Source organism: Psychrobacter sp. H8-1 (assembly GCF_904846575.1).
In the GTDB taxonomy this organism is placed as follows: Bacteria; Pseudomonadota; Gammaproteobacteria; order Pseudomonadales; family Moraxellaceae; genus Psychrobacter; species Psychrobacter fulvigenes.
This window is the reverse complement of the sequence record NZ_CAJHBG010000001.1, coordinates 1,378,790-1,398,240: the sequence shown is the minus strand read 5'-3', so window position 1 is coordinate 1,398,240 and position 19,451 is coordinate 1,378,790. Positions and strand designations below refer to the sequence as shown.

At 44.4% G+C, this 19,451-nt stretch carries 18 protein-coding genes; 14 read left to right on the top strand and 4 right to left on the bottom strand.

What is annotated here, in order from left to right:
* Nucleotides 1-194: 194 nt before the first annotated feature.
* Both JMY01_RS05865 and narL read left to right on the top strand, forming a co-directional pair.
* Nucleotides 195-2,255 (top strand): histidine kinase, encoded by a 2,061-nt coding sequence (locus JMY01_RS05865; protein WP_201574705.1) that lies wholly within the window; start codon nt 195-197, stop codon nt 2,253-2,255.
* Between the two features lie 55 nt (nt 2,256-2,310).
* The gene (narL, locus tag JMY01_RS05860; RefSeq protein WP_201574704.1) at nt 2,311-2,970 is read left to right on the top strand and encodes a two-component system response regulator NarL; all 660 of its coding nucleotides are present in this window, start codon (nt 2,311-2,313) and stop codon (nt 2,968-2,970) included.
* Nucleotides 2,971-3,396: 426 nt separating this feature from the next.
* Here the strand turns inward: narL and JMY01_RS05855 are convergent, their stop codons facing one another.
* Nucleotides 3,397-4,878 (bottom strand): MFS transporter, encoded by a 1,482-nt coding sequence (locus JMY01_RS05855; protein WP_201574703.1) that lies wholly within the window; start codon nt 4,876-4,878, stop codon nt 3,397-3,399.
* Nucleotides 4,879-5,189: 311 nt separating this feature from the next.
* Here JMY01_RS05855 and JMY01_RS05850 point away from each other — a divergent pair, with 311 nt between their 5' ends.
* The 7 genes from JMY01_RS05850 to JMY01_RS05825 all read left to right on the top strand — a co-directional run bounded on the left by JMY01_RS05850 (nt 5,190) and on the right by JMY01_RS05825 (nt 10,173).
* Nucleotides 5,190-5,576: a DUF1971 domain-containing protein gene (locus JMY01_RS05850; protein ID WP_201574702.1), complete on the top strand. Its 387-nt coding sequence runs from the start codon at nt 5,190-5,192 to the stop codon at nt 5,574-5,576.
* A 109-nt stretch (nt 5,577-5,685) separates the two neighbouring features.
* On the top strand, nt 5,686-6,456 hold the full coding sequence (locus JMY01_RS05845) for a YggS family pyridoxal phosphate-dependent enzyme (protein ID WP_201574701.1): 771 nt from the start codon (nt 5,686-5,688) through the stop codon (nt 6,454-6,456).
* 236 nt (nt 6,457-6,692) lie between these two features.
* Nucleotides 6,693-7,301, top strand: coding sequence for a TetR/AcrR family transcriptional regulator (locus JMY01_RS05840; protein ID WP_201574700.1), 609 nt, complete (start codon nt 6,693-6,695; stop codon nt 7,299-7,301).
* A complete protein-coding gene (locus JMY01_RS05835) occupies nt 7,298-8,245 on the top strand; it encodes an efflux RND transporter periplasmic adaptor subunit (protein WP_265089846.1) in 948 nt (315 codons plus the stop codon). Before JMY01_RS05840 ends, JMY01_RS05835 begins: the two co-directional genes overlap by 4 nt.
* Nucleotides 8,235-8,450 carry a hypothetical protein gene (locus JMY01_RS14265; protein WP_265089845.1) on the top strand — a complete coding sequence of 72 codons (216 nt, stop codon included), beginning with the start codon at nt 8,235-8,237 and terminating at the stop codon, nt 8,448-8,450. Before JMY01_RS05835 ends, JMY01_RS14265 begins: the two co-directional genes overlap by 11 nt.
* Complete coding sequence (locus JMY01_RS05830) at nt 8,447-9,661, top strand: ABC transporter permease (protein WP_201574699.1); 1,215 nt, start codon at nt 8,447-8,449, stop codon at nt 9,659-9,661. Before JMY01_RS14265 ends, JMY01_RS05830 begins: the two co-directional genes overlap by 4 nt.
* Nucleotides 9,580-10,173: a thiamine pyrophosphate-dependent enzyme gene (locus JMY01_RS05825; protein WP_201574698.1), complete on the top strand. Its 594-nt coding sequence runs from the start codon at nt 9,580-9,582 to the stop codon at nt 10,171-10,173. Before JMY01_RS05830 ends, JMY01_RS05825 begins: the two co-directional genes overlap by 82 nt.
* 312 nt (nt 10,174-10,485) lie before the next feature.
* Here the strand turns inward: JMY01_RS05825 and tnpB are convergent, their stop codons facing one another.
* Entirely contained in the window at nt 10,486-11,634 is a 1,149-nt protein-coding gene (gene tnpB / locus JMY01_RS05820; RefSeq protein ID WP_201574697.1) for an IS200/IS605 family element RNA-guided endonuclease TnpB, read from the bottom strand.
* 383 nt (nt 11,635-12,017) lie between these two features.
* On the opposite strand from tnpB, the gene JMY01_RS05815 reads away from it, so the two are divergent.
* The 3 genes from JMY01_RS05815 to JMY01_RS05805 are packed head-to-tail and all read left to right on the top strand — an operon-like array spanning nt 12,018 to nt 14,496.
* Entirely contained in the window at nt 12,018-13,061 is a 1,044-nt protein-coding gene (locus JMY01_RS05815) for a cupin domain-containing protein (RefSeq protein ID WP_201574696.1), read from the top strand.
* Between the two features lie 52 nt (nt 13,062-13,113).
* Nucleotides 13,114-13,752, top strand: coding sequence for a maleylacetoacetate isomerase (gene maiA, locus JMY01_RS05810; protein ID WP_201574695.1), 639 nt, complete (start codon nt 13,114-13,116; stop codon nt 13,750-13,752).
* 39 nt (nt 13,753-13,791) lie between these two features.
* On the top strand, nt 13,792-14,496 hold the full coding sequence (locus tag JMY01_RS05805; protein ID WP_201574694.1) for a fumarylacetoacetate hydrolase family protein: 705 nt from the start codon (nt 13,792-13,794) through the stop codon (nt 14,494-14,496).
* Nucleotides 14,497-14,740: 244 nt separating this feature from the next.
* Here the strand turns inward: JMY01_RS05805 and JMY01_RS05800 are convergent, their stop codons facing one another.
* Nucleotides 14,741-15,598, bottom strand: coding sequence for an IclR family transcriptional regulator (locus JMY01_RS05800; protein WP_227677708.1), 858 nt, complete (start codon nt 15,596-15,598; stop codon nt 14,741-14,743).
* Between the two features lie 338 nt (nt 15,599-15,936).
* On the opposite strand from JMY01_RS05800, the gene JMY01_RS05795 reads away from it, so the two are divergent.
* Nucleotides 15,937-16,989: a TRAP transporter substrate-binding protein gene (locus JMY01_RS05795; RefSeq protein WP_227677706.1), complete on the top strand. Its 1,053-nt coding sequence runs from the start codon at nt 15,937-15,939 to the stop codon at nt 16,987-16,989.
* 158 nt (nt 16,990-17,147) lie between these two features.
* Nucleotides 17,148-18,014 carry an IclR family transcriptional regulator gene (locus JMY01_RS05790; RefSeq protein ID WP_201574693.1) on the top strand — a complete coding sequence of 289 codons (867 nt, stop codon included), beginning with the start codon at nt 17,148-17,150 and terminating at the stop codon, nt 18,012-18,014.
* A 24-nt stretch (nt 18,015-18,038) separates the two neighbouring features.
* Here JMY01_RS05790 and JMY01_RS05785 read toward each other — a convergent pair whose 3' ends face one another.
* Entirely contained in the window at nt 18,039-19,358 is a 1,320-nt protein-coding gene (locus JMY01_RS05785; RefSeq protein WP_201574692.1) for an anaerobic sulfatase maturase, read from the bottom strand.
* Nucleotides 19,359-19,451: the final 93 nt, after the last annotated feature.

Below are 19,451 nucleotides of genomic sequence, written 5' to 3'. Positions count from 1 at the left end.
TGTCTTAGAGCAATGACTTACGGTACTTTGTTTTCATTATTATGAGTATTAATACATAGTGGTATACTGATGGCTTAAAGAGGTATATTGATGACGGACTCCGCATCGATAGGAGTACATTTAAATTCATACTCTCAAGTACTGAAAGCTGCTTTCTCTCAAAACCCGTCCTATTGATAGGTGTATCTTAATTAATGATGAACCGAATATTACGACACTCACTACCAGTGCGTGCTTGGGCTGCGGTCTTTGCCATCTCTGCCTTGTGCCTGCTTTCGGCGTTGAGTAGTGGCATGCTGGCATGGGTATCACAAGCAGATGCGCAAGCCATCAACAGCGCAGGCTCGATACGCATGGCGACGTATCGCATCAACTTTCAACTGGCAAATGATTTTGATGATGACTATATTGCAGGTTTGGATATGGGTCTTGCAGCTGATGATAGCGCGAGTCGAAACCAAGGCTCCACTCAAGGTAATAATAACAATAGCAATCAAAACTATAGCGACCAAAGCAAGTCTGCCATCGTCCTATCTTTGGTTGAAGATATGGAAAACAGGCTGGCAAGCTTGCGTGAATATCAGTTAAATTATGCCAACCAACATGACGTCATCAATAACCAGTTTGAAAGTATTGAATCGCAGTGGCTAAGCAATTTAAAACCTGCTTTGTTGGCGCAAGATAAGCAAGGTTTTTATATTTTTTCCTCTCAATATATTGAAGATGTGGACAGCTTTGTCAGTGAGTTGCAGCATAGGAACGAGCAGCGCCAGACTTGGCAGCAGTCGCTGCAAGTCGCGTCGATTATCCTGACTATCATCATTTTGTTGATTGGTATGCATAAGCTGCGCAGAAATGTATTGATACCAGTACAACAGCTAATCCAAGCCAACCGTCAGTTTAGACAAGGTAAGCACGATACCAGAGTGTCTATCACAGGCTATGGAGAGTTCAATGCATTGGGAGAGTCTTTCAATGATATGGCTGGCACCATTGAGACTTATCAGCACTCACTTAAGAGTGAGGTAAACACAAAAACTCAGCACTTAGTCAAAGCCAACGAAGTGCTATCGCTATTTTATGACTTCTCTAAGCATCTAACGACCAGCAAAGTAAGCCTACATAAGCTGGATAGCCTCATCACCGACTTCGGTAATATTTTTCCGCATTTGGACTTCACCTTATGTCTACAAAACAGCACCTTACACAATAAAGACTCTATCGCTCTCCACGATGACAAAATGAAAGAGCTATGTAGCAAGCTCAACTGTGACAACTGCTCAATCAAAGAAGACATCTACACCCAAACTTACCCGATCACTCATCTGAATGATGAGTTTGGCGAGTTAAAGGTGAGACCTAAGTCTATCTTGCTGATGGGCAGCTCTACGTCAGGTGTTAATAAGTCAGAGGATGATAAAAAGTCTGTATCGCCCTCACAGCGCATTAAAACCATAGAGATTGATAGTACTTATCTAGATACGGAGAATAGCGAGCTTATCGTCGCGCTCACTAACCTGATCAGCACCGCCCTATCTCTGCGTAAACAAAGACAGCAGGAGCATCAGCTCATTTTATTTGAAGAGCGTTCTACTATCGCAAGAGAGCTACATGACTCTCTGGCGCAGTCGTTGTCTTATCTCAAAATTCAAGTCAGTGTCCTAGAAAGACACCTAAGGAATGTCTCTGACCAAGAGTGCGCGACCAATATCTCGCAGCATATCGAGCAAATAAAAACAGGTCTTAATTCAGCTTATCAACAGCTAAGAGACCTGCTAGTCACTTTCCGTCTGACCATTGATAGTGATAACTTCGATGACGCCCTGCACGAGGCTGCCAACGAGTTCGCTGCGAAGGGCAACTTTGAGGTTGTCGTCAATAACAAAGTGATGACGCTCAACTTAAATGCCAATGAGCAGGTGAACTTGATTCAAATCACACGAGAAGCGCTGTCAAATATCAGCAGACATGCTCAAGCCACAAACGTCGCCATCGAGCTGGGTTATGATGAGACAAACGAGCACATTGTTATGCAGATCATCGATGACGGCATTGGTATCTCAGGTAGCGTTGATCAGTCTCAGCATCATGGCTTAATGATTATGCAAGAGCGCGCCCGCCATTTAGGAGGGAATGTGACTTTATCGGACAACGAGCCTACTGGCACGATAGTCACTACCCTCTTTACCCCTAATTTTTTTAATGACTACACGACTCTACAAACCACTGGTAGTGCCAACAAAGAATCCATTTAAAGGTTCAGAGATTGAAAGCACTTAATTTGTATGAGTTTTAATTTGTGAGTATTTTATGAGTACTAAAGTTTATACCGCCACCTCTCCTGCCAAGCTTTTATTGGTAGACGACCATCCTATGCTACGCCGAGGTATTGCAGAGCTGTTGGGGCTGGAGAATGACGTAAAAGTCGTTGGTGAGGCAAATAACGGCATGGAAGCATTGGAATTTTTGGAAAACAATGACGTAGACCTGGTTATCCTCGATCATAAAATGCCGATATTGACGGGACTAGAGACGCTCAGAGAAATCAAGGCCAGAGGTATCGATGTAAAAACTCTCTTATTTACTGTCTCTGACAGTGGTGAGGATGTACAAGAGGCGCTAAAGCTAGGAGTAGATGGTTATCTATTAAAGGACATGGAGCCAGAGCTAATCATCGTCGATATCAGAAAGGTGCTGCGAGGAGAGCTGGTCATCAGTCCAAATCTGGCATCGATACTGGCGCAAACCATGCGCAAGCCGAGCATTGATGATATCGCGGGCAATCTGACCGCCAGAGAGCTGCAAGTTATCCAAATGATCGCTGAGGGTCTCAGCAACAAAATGATTGCCAATAAGCTCGATATCGCAGAGTCCACGGTAAAGGTACATGTCAAACATATCCTTAACAAAACTGGACTGCGTACCCGTGTAGAAGCTGCGGTATGGACGGTAAATCATTTGTCTAAATAGATGCCTTAAAACATTGTGGCCGTTTGTATAAGTCACCCCACTCTCAACTTAGCATGAACTATCGTAGGCTGTGGCTTTAGCCCAGCATAGTAACTTTGCAAAAGCAAGCTCTCGTAGGGTGGGTTAGTTTTATTAAATTCTCGTAGAGAACGAAGATGAAACGTAACCCGCCGATGTTATATTGGCGAATGTTATCTAAACTACTTGGCGGGTTACGCTGCCGCTAACCCACCCTACAAAATAAGTTGAGAGTGGCGTATAAGTCATAAAAAAACCACCCAGTTTATTCATCACTAGGTGGTTTTTTATATTTTAAATTAACGTCTCAAGTCCAACTAGGACGTGTCATCATTTAGATGGCGAGGCTTAAAATAAGATAAATTGCGGTCAAATATTTATAAGTGCTAATTGGTGACACGCCCTAGATTATCGAGCTTCTTCAGCCGCAATCTGACGATCCACTGATGACATTTTGTATTCATCACCAAAGGCATCTTCAGGCTCTTCTAACCAGAAGTAACAAACCAACCAAGCGATGAAAGCACCGACTGCGATAATCAAAAAGAACTGATTTGGCTCTACAAAGGTATAAATAAACAAGTAGAACACTGCGCCAACGTTGCCATAAGCACCCGCCATACCAGATATCTGACCTGTCAGACGGCGCTTGATTGAGGGAATAATACCAAAGGTTGCGCCCTCAGCCCCTTGTACAAATACCGAGCACAAGATAGTGAACACAACGGCGATAAATAGCGGCCACTCGGCATTGAGCAGCCCCATAAGCCCAAACCCGATACCGATGCCGAACATATATATGAGCATGACCAGACGGCGGTTGCCGACCTTGTCAGAGATATAGCCACCCAATGGACGCGCCCATAAGTTTACAAAGGCAAAGGTTGAGGCGACCAATCCTGCTGCGGTAGGGTCAAGCTTCCATGTCGCAGCAAAGAACATCGGCAGCATAGAGACCACGGCAAGCTCTGCACCAAAGTTGGCAAAATAACTGACGTTGAGCGCAGCCACTGACTTAAAGGGGTACTTATCATCTTCAGGTATACCTGCTTTTAGCATTGGTACGTTGACACTAATCGCCTTATAAATCTGATACGCAACCACAGCAGCGATGACAATATAAAGTATCCAAGCCCCTGTCTCACTCAAAAACCCCATGTCTTGAGTACGATAGACCAAGACCCCTAATACACCATATAAAGGAATGGTAAACAAACAATACAACCATAGATCACGCCAGCTAGATACTTCTAAAGCCCCTGACTTACGTGATTTCTTATGAGTACCCTCTGTCGGACCATCTGTGATTAAAAACCAATAAGCGACGCCGTATAGCGCCATCAATAGCCCAGATAAAGCAATCGCCCAGCGCCACCCATCATCACCACCAAAGAACTGTAGCGCCACAGTCGGGATAGTAATCGCCGCTGCCGCAGACCCAAAGTTTCCCCAGCCCGCATAGAAGCCTTCTGCAAAGCCAATATCTTTTGGCTTAAACCATAGCGCTGTCATATGGATACCGACGACGAAACCTGCACCGACGATAGACATAAATAAGCGCGCAACAAACAGCTGCATGGCTGATGTACCAAAAGCGAAAAACCAGGTCGGTATCGCCATCACCACCATCAATATCGAAAACACTCTTCTAGGTCCGAAACGATCCAATGCCATTCCCACCACCACACGACCTGGAATGGTCAAAGCCACGTTGGCAATTAAGAAAAGCTTGATATGATCTGGTGTCAAATAGCTCTCGGTCTGTAGCATAGACGTCGCAAGCGGCGCCATGTTGAACCAGACATAAAACGTCAGAAAAAAAGCGATCCACGTGTAGTGAAGCGCTCTTATCTCACGGCGTTCCAACTCAAGTAGCTCTTTTGCATGCATAACAAATGTCCTCCAAAAAAACTTGATAGTTCTAATGGAGACAATGTAACAATAATGTATCCACTTCACTATCGAGCAAAAGCGGTACGTACTCTACATTTAGTACTACTAAATGAGCATCAAAAGATAATACCAATTGGTGCTGTACCCATTAGCTAATCATGGGATGATAAAACAGCAAAAACACCTTAGCTCTAAAGCACGGAAGGTGCTATATTTAATAATAATTATCATTATTATTTACATTGCTTGCTAAATACGACATCAAGATGCTCAAAAGACATCTATAACCAACACATCAAGGAGTTACCATGAACCAACCAACCATCATCCCAAGCCACTGGAAAATCAAACGCTCTACACACTTTTTTACTAAGGATAAAGTTCCTAAAGCCCTACTGACTCATCACAACACTGCCGAAGGTGTGTTCGGCCAAATCTGTGTGATGCAAGGGGTGGTTACTTTTTATGGGTTTGCCAATGAAGCAGCGACCGAACCTGAGCAAACCATAGTCATTCAAGCAGGACAGTTTGCTGTCAGTCCGCCGCAGTATTGGCATCGGGTAGAATTAAGCGATGACGCTCAATTTAATATTAACTTTTGGACAGAAGGCGATACAGGCAATAAGTCACTGTTTAATAGCTCGACCATCCATAGCAAACCTATTGAGGCGCTATTTGACAAACCCGAAAACTAAAGAGGCATCACCTTTGCACATTAAACAAATGCACATTAAACAAATACCTCAGATGGCTATTAGCTATCCAATTCATGAGTGATTTCCAACACACTAACTAGGTGAGCGGATGATGACAAAACCTTTGTACCAAAAAGCAAAAAGTATCAAAGCATTGTCTGCAAACTTTGCTGATATCGAAAAACGCATTCAACAAGCCTGTCAACGCGCAAATAGAGAGTCAGGCTCTGTACGTCTTTTACCAGTCACCAAGACAGTTGATGAAGACATCATAAGAATGGCGTTCACGCTTGGCTATGACTACTTTGGCGAAAACAAAGTACAAGAAGCTGTAGAAAAACAGGAGTCGATGAATGATTTACCTATTAATTGGTCTGTCATCGGTCACCTTCAAACCAACAAAATCAAGTATGTGGCTAGATTTGCTACAGAGTTTCAAGCACTTGATAGTTTAAAAGTGGCTAAAAGACTCAATGAGCGCTTACAGCTTGAAGATAGACACATGGAAGTACTGATACAAGTGAATACGTCAGATGAAGCAAGCAAATACGGGCTGCATCCTACTGAAGTTGCTGATTTTATTGAACAAATCAAGTCACTTGATAGATTAAGAGTCAAAGGCCTTATGACCTTGGCACTCTTGTCTAACAATGCAGAAAAAGTGAGAGACTGCTTTATCTTATTACGAAATATCAGAGATGGCCTGCTAGACACCCTACCCGCTAATATGAGTATGCAAGAGCTCTCTATGGGTATGTCTGGTGACTTTGAAATAGCTATTGAAGAAGGGGCGACTATTGTTCGAGTAGGTCAAGCAATCTTTGGTGCTAGAGCCTTGCCAGACAGCCATTATTGGCCAGAAAGTGATGTGAACGATTAGATCCTTTTGCAGTGTTTAATTTCCCCGATGAAGCTGATACAACCAGTGAACATAAGATACTGAAATAACCACCTCCTACTAGCGATAACCATACGCTCAAAGCCTATTTTTAAATAATCTTTCAAAGAGCCCGTCTAACAATTAACCTAGATTTAGTATGGATTTTGACTTATTCCTTGCTTAAAGGGCGCTTTGTAAATAAGATAGTAATTGATTACTATCTTTTAGGAGCGTCCGTGAGTCCTTATCCAAAGCATCTACCTGCCGATGAACGTCGTGCCGTCACTGTCGAGTCCGTCGTAGAGCTCGCCAGTTTACAAAATCCTAGCAAAATTACGACTGCGGCTATCGCCAAACACATGAACTTAACTCAGGGAGCACTGTTTCGACACTTCCCAAACAAAGACGCCATTTGGCAAGCGGTCATGGAGTGGGTAGTAGAGCGCCTGCTCACCAAAATTGATCGATCCACCCAAGGAATCGAGTCGCCCTTAGCTGCCATGGAGGCGATGTTCATGAGTCATATCGAATTTGTGTCTGAGCATCCAGGAGTACCAAGAATCATTTTTGGTGAGCTCCAACGTACCGAATCAACAACAGCCAAGCGCATGGTACAAACCTTGATTCAGCGCTATAGCGAACGTTTGTACCCTCTCATTGAAAAAGCTAAAGATAGTGGTGAGTTGCCACAATCCCTCGACAGCGAAGCAGCGGCGACACTGTTCATTGGCACGATTCAGGGTTTGGTGATGCAATCGATGCTGGCAGACGATGTGAAACGCATGCAGCACGATGCACCGCGAGTTTTTGCGATTTATCGGCGCGGTATAAGGAGTACGCAATGAAGAAACTGCCCCTGCAAGGCCGTACTTTAGCACTGCTGGCTGTCATCATTCCGTTGCTGGCGCTCTTTATTTATGTCGGCCTACGCTCAGGGCCGCTCGCTCCAGTCTCTGTAACGGTGGCAAAGGTGGAGTCAGGCGTTATCTCGCCTTCGCTGTTCGGCATCGGTACGGTGGAAGCACGCTACACCTACAAGATAGGGCCGACATTTGCGGGTCGCGTAAAAAGCTTGGATGTGCATGTAGGCGAACAAGTGCAGGCAGGACAAGTACTCAGTGAGATGGAGCCTATCGATCTCGATGATAGAATTCGCTCGCAGGAGTCTGTATTAAAACGGGCGCAGGCAGCATTGGTGGAGGCAGAAGCTCGCAAAGTCTTTGCAGAGCAACAACTACAGCGCTATGCGCAACTGCTTGACGTGCAAGCGGTCAGTGAGGAAAGCGTCACTGTAAAACGACAGGACTTACAGGTCGCTGATGCAGCCTTATCCGTCGCCAAAGCCGACATTGCCCGAGCACGCTCTGACGGTGAAGGGCTCATCGCGCAGAAAAGTAATCTGCGCTTAATCACCCCTGTTGCTGGTATCGTCGCTGTGCGTGATGCCGATCCTGGCACGACCATCGTTGCAGGGCAAGCCGTGGTAGAGGTAATTGTTCCCAAAAGCTTATGGATCAATGTGCGTTTCGATCAAATCAGTGCCTCAGGTTTGGCAGGAGGTTTGCCAGCACATATCGCTCTGCGTTCACGCAGCGATCAGGTGTTGCAAGGAACAGTGCTGCGTGTGGAGCCGATAGCCGATGTGGTCACCGAAGAGATGCTGGCTAAAGTGACGTTTGATAATCAGCCACAACCTCTACCTTCATTGGGCGAGTTGGCCGAAGTGACGGTTGACTTGCCAGCGCTGGCCAGCCGTTCCACTAATACCCAACGCTGCTGTGCAACGTGACGGCGATAAAGTTGGTGTGTGGCAGATTGTAGATGGTGATTTAAGTTTCGCGCCAGTCAAGTTCGGTACATCCGATCTCAATGGCTTCGTGCAAGTGCTTGAGGGGCTCGAAGATGGCGACCAAGTCGTGATTTATAGCCAAAAGCAACTAAAGGCGAACAGTCGTATCAAGGTGGTCGACCAAATCCCAGGAGTGTCACCATGATAAGCTTAGCAGGCCGTGATATTCTCCATGCTTGGGGGAAGTTTGTCTTCACAGGCATCGGTCTAGGCTTGCTGATTGGCGTCACCCTCGTCATGGCGGGCGTGTACCGAGGCATGGTGGATGATGGCAAGGCCTTGCTCGATAATAGCGGCGCTGACCTTTGGGTAGTACAAAAAGATACGCTGGGGCCTTATGCAGAAGCGTCTAGCATCAATGATGATGTATATCGCTCTATCCTTAGCATGCCGGGCGTCGCTCAAGCAGCGAACGTGACCTACCTAACCACCCAAGTACATAAAGGCGAAAGCGACGTACGTGCCATGGTGGTTGGCATCGCTCCTAGCGAGTCGGGCGCCACACCAGGATGGCCGCCCTATCTCGTCTCTGGCCGCCAGATCACGCGCGGTCACTATGAGGCGGTGGCTGATATCGCCACTGGTTTTAAACTGGGAGATCATATATCCATTCGCCGCAATAACTACACCGTCGTAGGTCTGACAAGGCGCATGGTCTCATCTAGCGGGGATCCGATGGTATTCATTCCGCTCAAGGATGCTCAGGAAGCTCAATTCCTCAAAAACAATGACGCCATTTGGCAAAGTCGGCGGCGTACCGAAGCCAATCCTGCCTTCAATCGACCCAGCGTACCAGGCCTGCTAGATGCCGTCATTGCCTCACAGAGCACCAATGCCTCCGTCAATGCCGTATTAGTCACCCTAAAACCCGGTTATGAGCAGGACGCGGCAGCCGAAACCATCGAGCGCTGGAAACGTATGACAGTCTATACGCGAGCACAGATGGAAGAGATTCTCGTTGGCAAGCTAATCGCCACCTCAGCCAAGCAAATCGGTATGTTTTTAGTCATTTTAGCCATCGTTAGCGCGGCAATTGTCGCCTTTATCATCTATTCACTAACGATGGATAAAATCCGCGAAATTGCAGTATTAAAGCTTATCGGTACCCGCAATCGAACGATTGCGGCGATGATTATGCAGCAAGCACTCGCCTTAGGCGTGATTGGCTTTGTGGTCGGTAAAATCACCGCCACTTTTGCAGCGCCACTGTTTCCCAAATATGTACTGCTCACGCCAATAGATTCTGTGATTGGGTTTTTTGCTGTACTCGTCATTTGCGTACTGGCCAGTATCATCGCCATTCGTATGGCACTCAAGGTCGATCCGGCCGAAGCGATAGCGACAATGCGCCAATAACCAAATCCATTCGCCCTCAGGCTCCACAAGTCAGTGCAGCAACGCCAATACCCATCGAGTATACCATTCAACGTTTTTTGCCCATTACCCAAACAGGTGGCTTTTATACCATGGCCAGTGGCGGACTAGGTTATGGCCTGCCTGCCGCGGTTGGCGTAGCGCTCGCTACCAGTAAACGGGTCATATGCTTGGTGGGTGATGGCTCGTCAATGTACTCAATTCAGGCACTGTGGACGGCGGTGCAATCAAACTTGCCCCTCACTGTGATTGTGCTCAATAACTTTGGCTACGGGGCAATGCGCTCATTTAGCAAGATTACAGGAAGCGAAGCCATTCCAGGGATTGACTTACCTGCTATTGACTTTGTAAAGCTGGCAGAGGGTATGGGTTGTCCTGCCGCTCGCGTGAGTCAGCATGAACAATTAGCCGAGGCGATGAGAACAGCCTTAGCCGCATCTGGCAGCTATTTGTTAGAAATCATTGTCGATCCAGATACTGGGGCGATTTATTAGAGTTTATTAAGACTTATCTTTTGATAAGCCTTTTTTCAAGGGAGTAGCAAAGAGCAATTACTATCAACCTCCTCGCAAACTTTCTTTTTATTACTATTTATTATCTAATTACTGTTATTTGTAAATAAAAGTAACCGCAATTATGCTATTAATAATAGATTATTCTACATTACGTAATTCACTATAAATAGCGTAACTTCACAATGCATAACTTTCTAAGAAATGAACTACCCACTACCTAAAGAGGTAGGGATTTCTTAGGTAATACCCCTACTTGATACAATGTTTTGTATCAGCGGTTAGGCAAATTGACTAAGCTAACCCCGTCGTACCGACGGTTTTGAGTGTTGCCAGCTTCAATCCTTCGTTTAGGATATTGATACTGGCGTTGATGTCTCTATCATTGTCCTGCAAGCAACTTGGGCAATTCCATGTCTTCACCTGTAATGGTAGCTCAGCTTTAGTCAGCACATGAGCGCACCCTGAGCAGGTTTTAGAAGATGGATACCATCTGTCTATTTTCACCAGCGTTTTGCCGTACCAGTCCGCTTTATAAGCCAGCATGGTAGTAAAGGCTGACCATGAGCTGTCTGCTATGGCTTTAGCTAACTTTTTATTCTTAACCATGCCTTTGACGTTCAAATCCTCAACAGCAATCACATCGTGGTTTTTGATGAGATTGAATGAGAGCTTATGCAGAAAGTCTTTTCGGCAATTCGTGATACGCTCGTAGACTTTGGCGACTTTAATTCTTTGCTTTTGATAGTTGCGACTGTCTGATAATTTGCGATTGGCGGCTTTAGCAACCTCTCGTCGTTTGGCTAAAATTTTTTGTTCTCGCGTAAGCTGAGCTTGTAGCTTTGCTAGAAACTTAGGATTAGCCACTTTTGTGCCGTCTGATAAGACGATGAAGTCTGTCAATCCTAAATCAATGCCGATATTAGATTTGGTCTTAGGTAACTCGTCAATTACTGTTTCAACCAATAGGCTGATGTGGTATTTGCCCGATGGGGTGCGACTGATGGTGGCTGATTTAATCAGTCCATTTATACTATCAGGGAATTTAGCCTTAATATGACCAATCTTAGGCAGTTTGACAGTATCATCAGTTATCGCTACTGTGCCTTTTTGGTTGTTGGTGGTGTAGCTGTCACGCTGACCTTTCTTCTTGAACTTAGGGAAGCCTGAGCCTTTGAAGAATTTGTTATAAGCCGCCCTAAGATTCTGTTGGACATTAGCCAGTGCCAAGCTATCGACTTCTTTAAGCCAGTCAAATTCTTTTTTATATTGAGCAGGAGTATTTTTTAATTCGGTCTTGGTTTTTTTATAGTGCTCAATCTTATCATTAAGCATTTTATTCCAAATAAAGCGTGTGCAGCCGAATGATTTGGCAAAGAATATTTGCTGTTCTTCATTGGGGTACAGCCTGACTTTATGGGCTTTTAGGATTTGCTTGGTCATAAGGAGCTTGTTGTTAATTGGCGTTATAATTATTAATTATAATACCATAGGGAGTAAGGGTAGTTATCAATAACGCATTCACCCCACTACCTTAGAAGTAGAGGAATACTGCGCTGAGATGTTAAAAAGCGGCTTTTCGTCAATATATTGACGAAAAGCGACTTAAATATTAAATAAATAACCTCTAATATATTAACCATTACGTAAACTATGTTTTTTTATTAAAATAATAAAGGGATATTATTCTTTCATTACTGCTCTGCTGAGCGCCTTCACAATCTATCATTGACGTTTTATACTAAAATTCAACGCTCATGCTTAAGACAAGCAAGTTAAAGCATGAAGCCACTCTCAACGTACTTAAACAATGTCTGGAGTCAATCATGGAACGACTTGGTACTTTAGAAGACCTCCCTAAAGAATATGTTGAGGCACTCACTGCAAAAAACTTGGTGCCTTTATGGCCAAGTTTGCGAGATGTCCTCCCCCCTTACACCCCAAAGCCTAAGACTCAAGCCATCGCTTGGAAGTATCAAGATATTCGTCCTTTGCTTATGCAGGCAGGCGAGCTCACGCCCATTGAAAAGGCCGAGCGCCGAGTATTGGTGTTGGCTAATCCTGGACATACCCTAGAAAACATGTGCGCCAGCTCTATCATGTATCTAGGTATGCAGCTTTTGTTGCCCGGTGAATGGGCACCCAGTCATCGTCACACACCTAATGCCGTACGTCTGATCGTGGAAGGCAATGGTGCTTATACCAGCGTCGATGGCGAAAAGTGCGAGATGGAGCGAGGTGACCTTATTTTGACCCCGAGCGGCATGTGGCATGAGCACTCGCATGATGGTGATTCAGAAGTGGTATGGTTAGATGTTCTGGATTTGCCTTTGGTTTATTATTCAGAAACCAGCTACGTTGAAGAAGGCGAAAAAGTAAAGGGTCATCCTGATTCACATCCGAAGATTTATGGCCCTGGCATTGTCGCGACTGAAAACTTCCAACGTAATGACACCATTGAATATCCTATCCTACGCTACCCTTGGGTGGATACTAAGAAGTCGCTAGAGTCCATTGCTGAGAATAAAGACGTAGATATGGTGCAAGTGACTTATGTCAATCCAGAAACTGGCCAAGATGCACAAAAAATCATCGGCTTTAGCGCTATTATGCTGCGTCCTAACGAAGTGTTGCGTTTACCTAGACGCTCATGCGCCATGATATTTCATGTGATAGAAGGTGATATCATCGTGGATGTCGATGACGTCAGACATGGGCTGATAGATTCTGATACCAGCTGCGCCCCTTGCTTTGCCAATATCACTTTGACCAATATCAAGGACACACCGGCTTTTGTTTTTGTGGCAGATGAATCCCCTTTTCAAAAGAAACTCGGCCTTTACTCCGAACGCCCAAGAACTGACGTATAAACCTTTCGACATTTTAATAACAAAACTTTAATAACAACAAGGAATGATGATAATGAAACTATATGGCTACTTTCGTAGCGGTACCTCGCACCGTGTTCGCATTGCATTAAATTTAAAAGGACTAGATTATGAGTCAATTTCAGTCAATTTAGCCAAAGACCAACAGTTAGAGCCTGAGTTTAAAGCGTTAAACCCACAAGGTCTCGTACCTGTCCTGCAAACCAACGACCTACAACTGTTTCAGAGCCCTGCCATTTTAGAATGGCTAGAGGAGACTTATGCTGATACACCGCTGCTGCCTAAAGACAGTGCTGGACGTATGCGTGTCCGGGCGCTGAGTGCCATGATAGGCTGTGACATTCACCCCATCAACAACCGCCGTATTTTGCAGTATTTGCGTAATGAGCTTTCTGTCGAAGAAGAACAAGTCAAGCTGTGGTGTCAGCGCTGGATAAACGATGGGTTTACGGCGTTAGAAAAGCTGCTTGCTGAAGATAAAGAACGCGGTGATTTTTGCTATGGTAACAGTCCTACGCTTGTAGAGTGTTATTTGATACCACAAGTATACTCGGCACGGCGCTTTGGGGTAGACATGAGCGCTTATCCTATCATTGAAGCCATTGACAAGCATTGCCATACCTTACAAGCCTTTATCGATGCAGAACCCAGCAATCAGGAAGATGCTTTGTAATACTGTTTTTGAAAATTAAATATTAACAAGGAGTGTTTTATGTCGTATGTGATTGAACCTTTTGAGCACGTTGGTCTAAATGTTAAAGGCACAGAAGATAAGTTCCCAGTGCGCCGCGTCTACTGCGTGGGTCGCAACTATGCCGCCCATGCCCGCGAAATGGGCTTTGACCCAGATCGTAACCCGCCATTCTTTTTTTGTAAGCCTAATGATCCCGAGTCTGTCGTACCAGTAGCAAAAGACGGTACTATCGACTTGCCTTATCCGCCGCTTACTGAAAACTATCATTATGAAGTTGAGCTGATAGTGGCTATCGGTAAAGACGCCAAAAACATCTCAGTTGAGGATGCCAAAAACGTCATCTTTGGTTATGCTGTCGGTCTTGATATGACCCGCCGTGATTTGCAAATGACCATGCGTGAGCAAGGTCGTCCATGGGAAGTGGGCAAGGCATTTGACTACTCTGCACCTATCGGTGAGCTGACCCCTATCGATGGCACCAATGAGTTAACCGCTGGTAATATCGAGCTTTCAGTGAATGGTGAGACCAAGCAGCAAAGTGATATCACCCATCTGATTTGGAAAACTGCAGAAGTCATCTCGCGTTTGTCTGAGTTGTTTGAATTAAAAGCTGGGGACTTGATCATGACGGGTACGCCAGAAGGCGTTGGCCCTGTGGTCAAAGGCGACACCATGGTCGCAAGTGTGGAAGGTCTTGGCAGTATCACCGTCAATGTCATCTAAGCACTGACTTAAGCACTCGCCTAAGATAGAGTGATGATTTCACTGAGCCAGATACCCATACACCCATGGATATCTGGTTTTTAATTAGAGTCTTTTAGAAATCGTCAGCAGTAACTATAGTCAAGGAATTTTAAAATCGCTACAAGGCGACCGACCGCAGATAGTACACTAAGTACATCTAGGGCGGGTAACACCGTAGCGGTTTAAAAGTGCTCCGACTATATCTTTAACACCAGTCATGTTATCAAGGTCTGATATAAGACTGTGATATCGACAACATCTGATTGATGATACTTTTTTTCTTGCTATACGGCAGTTGTTCCGCTGTTCCAATAACGGTAATTGAGTGCCCTAGCTGTCTATTATTAGAGACTGCTAGGGCGTCTGAATCATCTAAAGCATACTGCATATCAATCGGTATACTAAAAGCGTTAATGCCTCTCATCATATCCCCAGTCACGCATGAGTAGCCTTGCTCTCTAATCTCATGCAATGATTGTTCATACTGCTGCCATTGTTTTTCTATTTCTTGTGTTCGAGTTTCTACCTGCGTACCCTCTTCCTCAAAAACTGTAGACACTGACGCCTTTATGGTGCTTTGTAGTTCTGCTAGTACCAACGGCTTAATAGTATCAAGCGGCTGATAACTCGCTAGCAATTGACCCGTTGCCGAGGTCACTAAGGGCATGCGCGAGCCTACCCGCGTGATGATGCTAATCGGCGTATCAGGCTCAATAGCCTTGATTACAATTGGCCCTTCATTAAACCATTTGGCGATTTGCACCCCGCAATAAAGACTGTCTTTAATATCAGTGGCTATTTTGATCAGCTGTTCCATGACATTATTTTGATTAAGTCCTGCCTGCCTCAAAGCATCTACGCGTATGCCTAAAGCATAGCTACCATCACCAAGCTGCTCGACGTATTTTTTACGGATAAGACTCACTAAATATCGATGCATCTTGGCAGGATGCATTTGCATAGACAAAGCGATATTTTTGAGTTTCATCGGCTCTCTTTGGTCTATCAATACATCCAATATCGATAGACCAATCTCCATTGATTGAACACCCTTACTTCTCTTATCAGAATTTGACATCATAAACTCATATTTTGTTAATTTTTGTAATTAATAAATAACGCTATAAAGCAACATTTTACATACTACGTAAATGGCTTTATGGCTGAAAGATCTTTTTAACTATTATCATTTCATGGCCAGTTTATTATCATTTCATGGCCAGTTTATAGCAGTTGTTATCAAAGCTTTTGCCTGAGGCCCTATTATCTTATCAAGTAATTGATTATGTATTACGTAATATTTATGGTTCAAACGATAATTTTTGCTAAATAATTGGCAATTTCCCCAATCCTTACCCTTCGATATATACTAAAGATCATCTCAAAAACACTATAAATCACTCTCCAAGGAAGGAATCAATGATGTATAAGCTGAATAAAAAACTGTCCGCTACTATAGCCATGGCAAGCTTATTGGCATTGTCTGCTTGCTCTAATCAAGAAGCTGCAACCAATAGCGATGAGGTCATAACGCTTAGGTTCTCGCACTTTATGACACTCAACGACTCCATGAATAAAGAAGCTTTCGAGCCTTGGGCAAGACAAGTTGAAGAGGACTCGAATGGGCGCATCAAAGTTGAAATTTATCCTTCAGCAACTCTCAGCAAACCTGATGTCACCTATGACGCCGCTGCAAAAGGCACTATCGACATAGGTGTGCAGCCGCATGGCTATACCAGTGGCCGCTTCCCTGTTAGCCAAATTGCAGAGTTGCCTGGCGTTTCTGAGTCAGGTGAGCAGTTGAGCTGTGTGCTGCATACGCTATATGATGATGGCGTCATCTCAAACGAATATGCCGACACTCATCTGCTCTTTATGATGGGGTCAGGGCCACATGGCATACATACTGTTGATACCCCCATCCGTACGCCAGCAGACTTAAAGGGTATGCGCATTCGACGTACGTCATCTGTAGCAGCCGATATGCTAGAGTCAGTGGGAGCCGTTACTGTCGGTATGCCTGCCAGTGATACTTATACCTCCTTGCAGCGCGGCGTTATCGACGGGGTAAGCCTACCATGGCAACCTATTCAAGCTTTTCGCTTGGACGAGCTGGTCAACTCGCACACCTATATTCCATTTTATAACGCTGCCTTTGTAGTTACGATGAACAAAGACAAATATGAAAGCCTGCCTGATGATCTAAAAAAAGTCATTGATGATAATTCAGGGGCACAAATGGGTATAAAAGCCTCACAAATCTTTGATCGGGTCAATGCTGAGGTAAGGCAAGCCGCTGTTGATAAAGGCGATACTATGGTGGAGATTCCAGATCCGCTCAATGATCCCGCTTGGAAAGCGCCACTCGAAGCTGGCATGCAAAAATATCTAAGCAGTGTAAATGTAGAGGGAGTTGATACTCAAGAAGTCTATGAAAAAGCCAAAGCAGCCGGTGCGGCTTGCAAGGTTTAATAAAACTGGGAGTATATGTCTAGAGCCACTGCTTAATGACCAATGATAGCTATCTTTTACTCTGTAAATATTAAATATAACGTATACTATGACATCATCAGTAATCAATACACTTTATATTCGATGTGATTTATTCAGTTATTTTTAGAAGGCTAGCCATGTCATCAGCACAAACTGCCACAAGTAAAAACCAAGGCGGCATACAGTCACTTGAGATTGGTCTGTCCATACTCGATGTACTTATCGAGCATAACGAGCCGATGATGCTAAAAGACATTGCTCAAGCAATGCAGATGCATCCTGCCAAAATGCATCGATATTTAGTGAGTCTTATCCGTAAAAAATATGCTCGTCAACTTGATGATGGTCGTTATAAAGTCGGAGAGCGAGTGAACGCCCTAGCATATACAGGTTTCAATCAAAACAACACTTTCGAGCGACTGAAGCTTATTGCCAATGAAATCAAAGACCTACTCAACTGCGGTGTGCAAATCGCCAAATGGTTTAATGAAGGGCCAGTAGTCATCCATTTGGTTGAGCCTGACAGCCCTATTAGTATCATCACCCGTATAGGCTCACGCATGCCATTAACCACCTCTGCTACTGGCAGGCTATTTGCCAGTTATCAGCCTGAAAACATGATCAAACCCTTAGTATCTACCGAATGGCAAAACAGAGCCGATAGCTCCTCTTCTATTCCTGAGCATAAAGATGATCTGGCTACAAACTGGCAGGACTTCACGCAATTACAAACAGATATTCGCAAACAAGGTTATGCAGCCGTCACTGGTGTCCTTTTTATGGGTATCAATGCCATTAGCATCCCTGTTTTTTTGTCACAAACTGCCAAACCTACTGATACTCTCAATATTAACGCATCTGATGATGGTACCCTGCCAGAAAGCCACACGTCACTAGAGTATGCTGTTACCGTTATCGGTACGACTGAACAACTCCCAGCAAGTAAACAGCATCAAATCGCCAATAAAATAATAGCGATCGCTGAGCGTTATCAGATGATTTAAACAACGTATAAGAAAAGCTATTTTCTAATGCCAGCCTAATTTGCTCTTAACGAGTAATAGGTCTGAGCTCACTTGAGCATAATACATTTTTAACCCAGCACAGAGGTAGCTTAGCCCCACTTCACCATCGGGGGCTTTGATAAAACGGTGTTTAGGACAATCGCCCCAACACAGTGTTAAAAAATCACACTGTTTACAATACTCAGGCAAAGTGCTTTGTTTAAGATAGCCGAACTGCGTTTGCTTTTTGCTAAAAGCTAAGTCTCCTTGATGAGTATGATGAATATTGCCTAGCTTGTATTCAGGATAAACAAAGTGATCACAGCAATACAAATCACCATTGTGCTCCAATGCTAGAGCCTTGCCACAAATAGCAGCAGTAGTACATTTTTGGGCGCCTTTATTAAGGATCTGCGAAAGGGTATTTTCGAAATGATCAACAAATACACGACCGATATCCGCCTCTATCCATTCCTGCCAAACTATGGTCAAAAACTCACCCCATCCTTCAGGCGTGACCGACCATTCAGTGACCACTTCATGCATCGCTGTTAAATCAGAGGTATCTTGCAGCTCATCTATTTGCTTTAACGAATCAGGCTGCCAATGCAAGGGAGCCACTTGCTTAAAATCAAGCGGCTCCACCCCAGCCAAAAACTGAATCATACGCGGCTCAACTTCATCACGCAAAAACCGATAGACAGCCAAAGGCTCTTTAGCATTTGCATCATTAATGACGCACAGTGCATTGAAAGGGATATCGTACGTTTTTAGGCGCTTAATAGCTGCCATAACCAGATCATGCGTCGGTTTGTCATTATTGGTACGGCGGTAACGATCGTGTAAGTGCTTTGGCCCGTCGATGGATATGCCCACTAAAAAGTTATTGGCTGCTAAAAACTGACACCACTTATCATCCAATAGCAGGCCATTGGTTTGGATATCGTTGAGAATAACCATCTCATCAGGACAATATTGCTTTTGTAATTCAACCACTCTTGCGAAGAAGTCTAGCCCCATCAAGGTTGGCTCTCCGCCTTGCCAAGTGAACACCACTTCTTCGGCACCAAACTGTGCCTCAATGTACTGTCTAATATGCTGATCCAGTGTCGCTTCAGGCATGCGTGGATGCTTAGGTTGATTGAGTAGATCTTGTTTGTGTAGATAAAAGCAATAGTCACAGTTGATATTGCAAGCAGAGCCACTTGGCTTGAGCATGGTATGAAACCGATAAGCGACCTGCTCATTATCAGCGATTCTAAGTTTAGGATATATGCTTGGGTTATTTGAGGCATTTGGATTTATAGATTTTGGATTTATAGGTACGGTAGGAATACGGTTCATAAGTCAGGCTCTTTAAAATCCAAATACACCTATCACAATACATGACTTTATCATTGATTATGATAGGTATAATTTTCGGGTTTGCTATCAGAT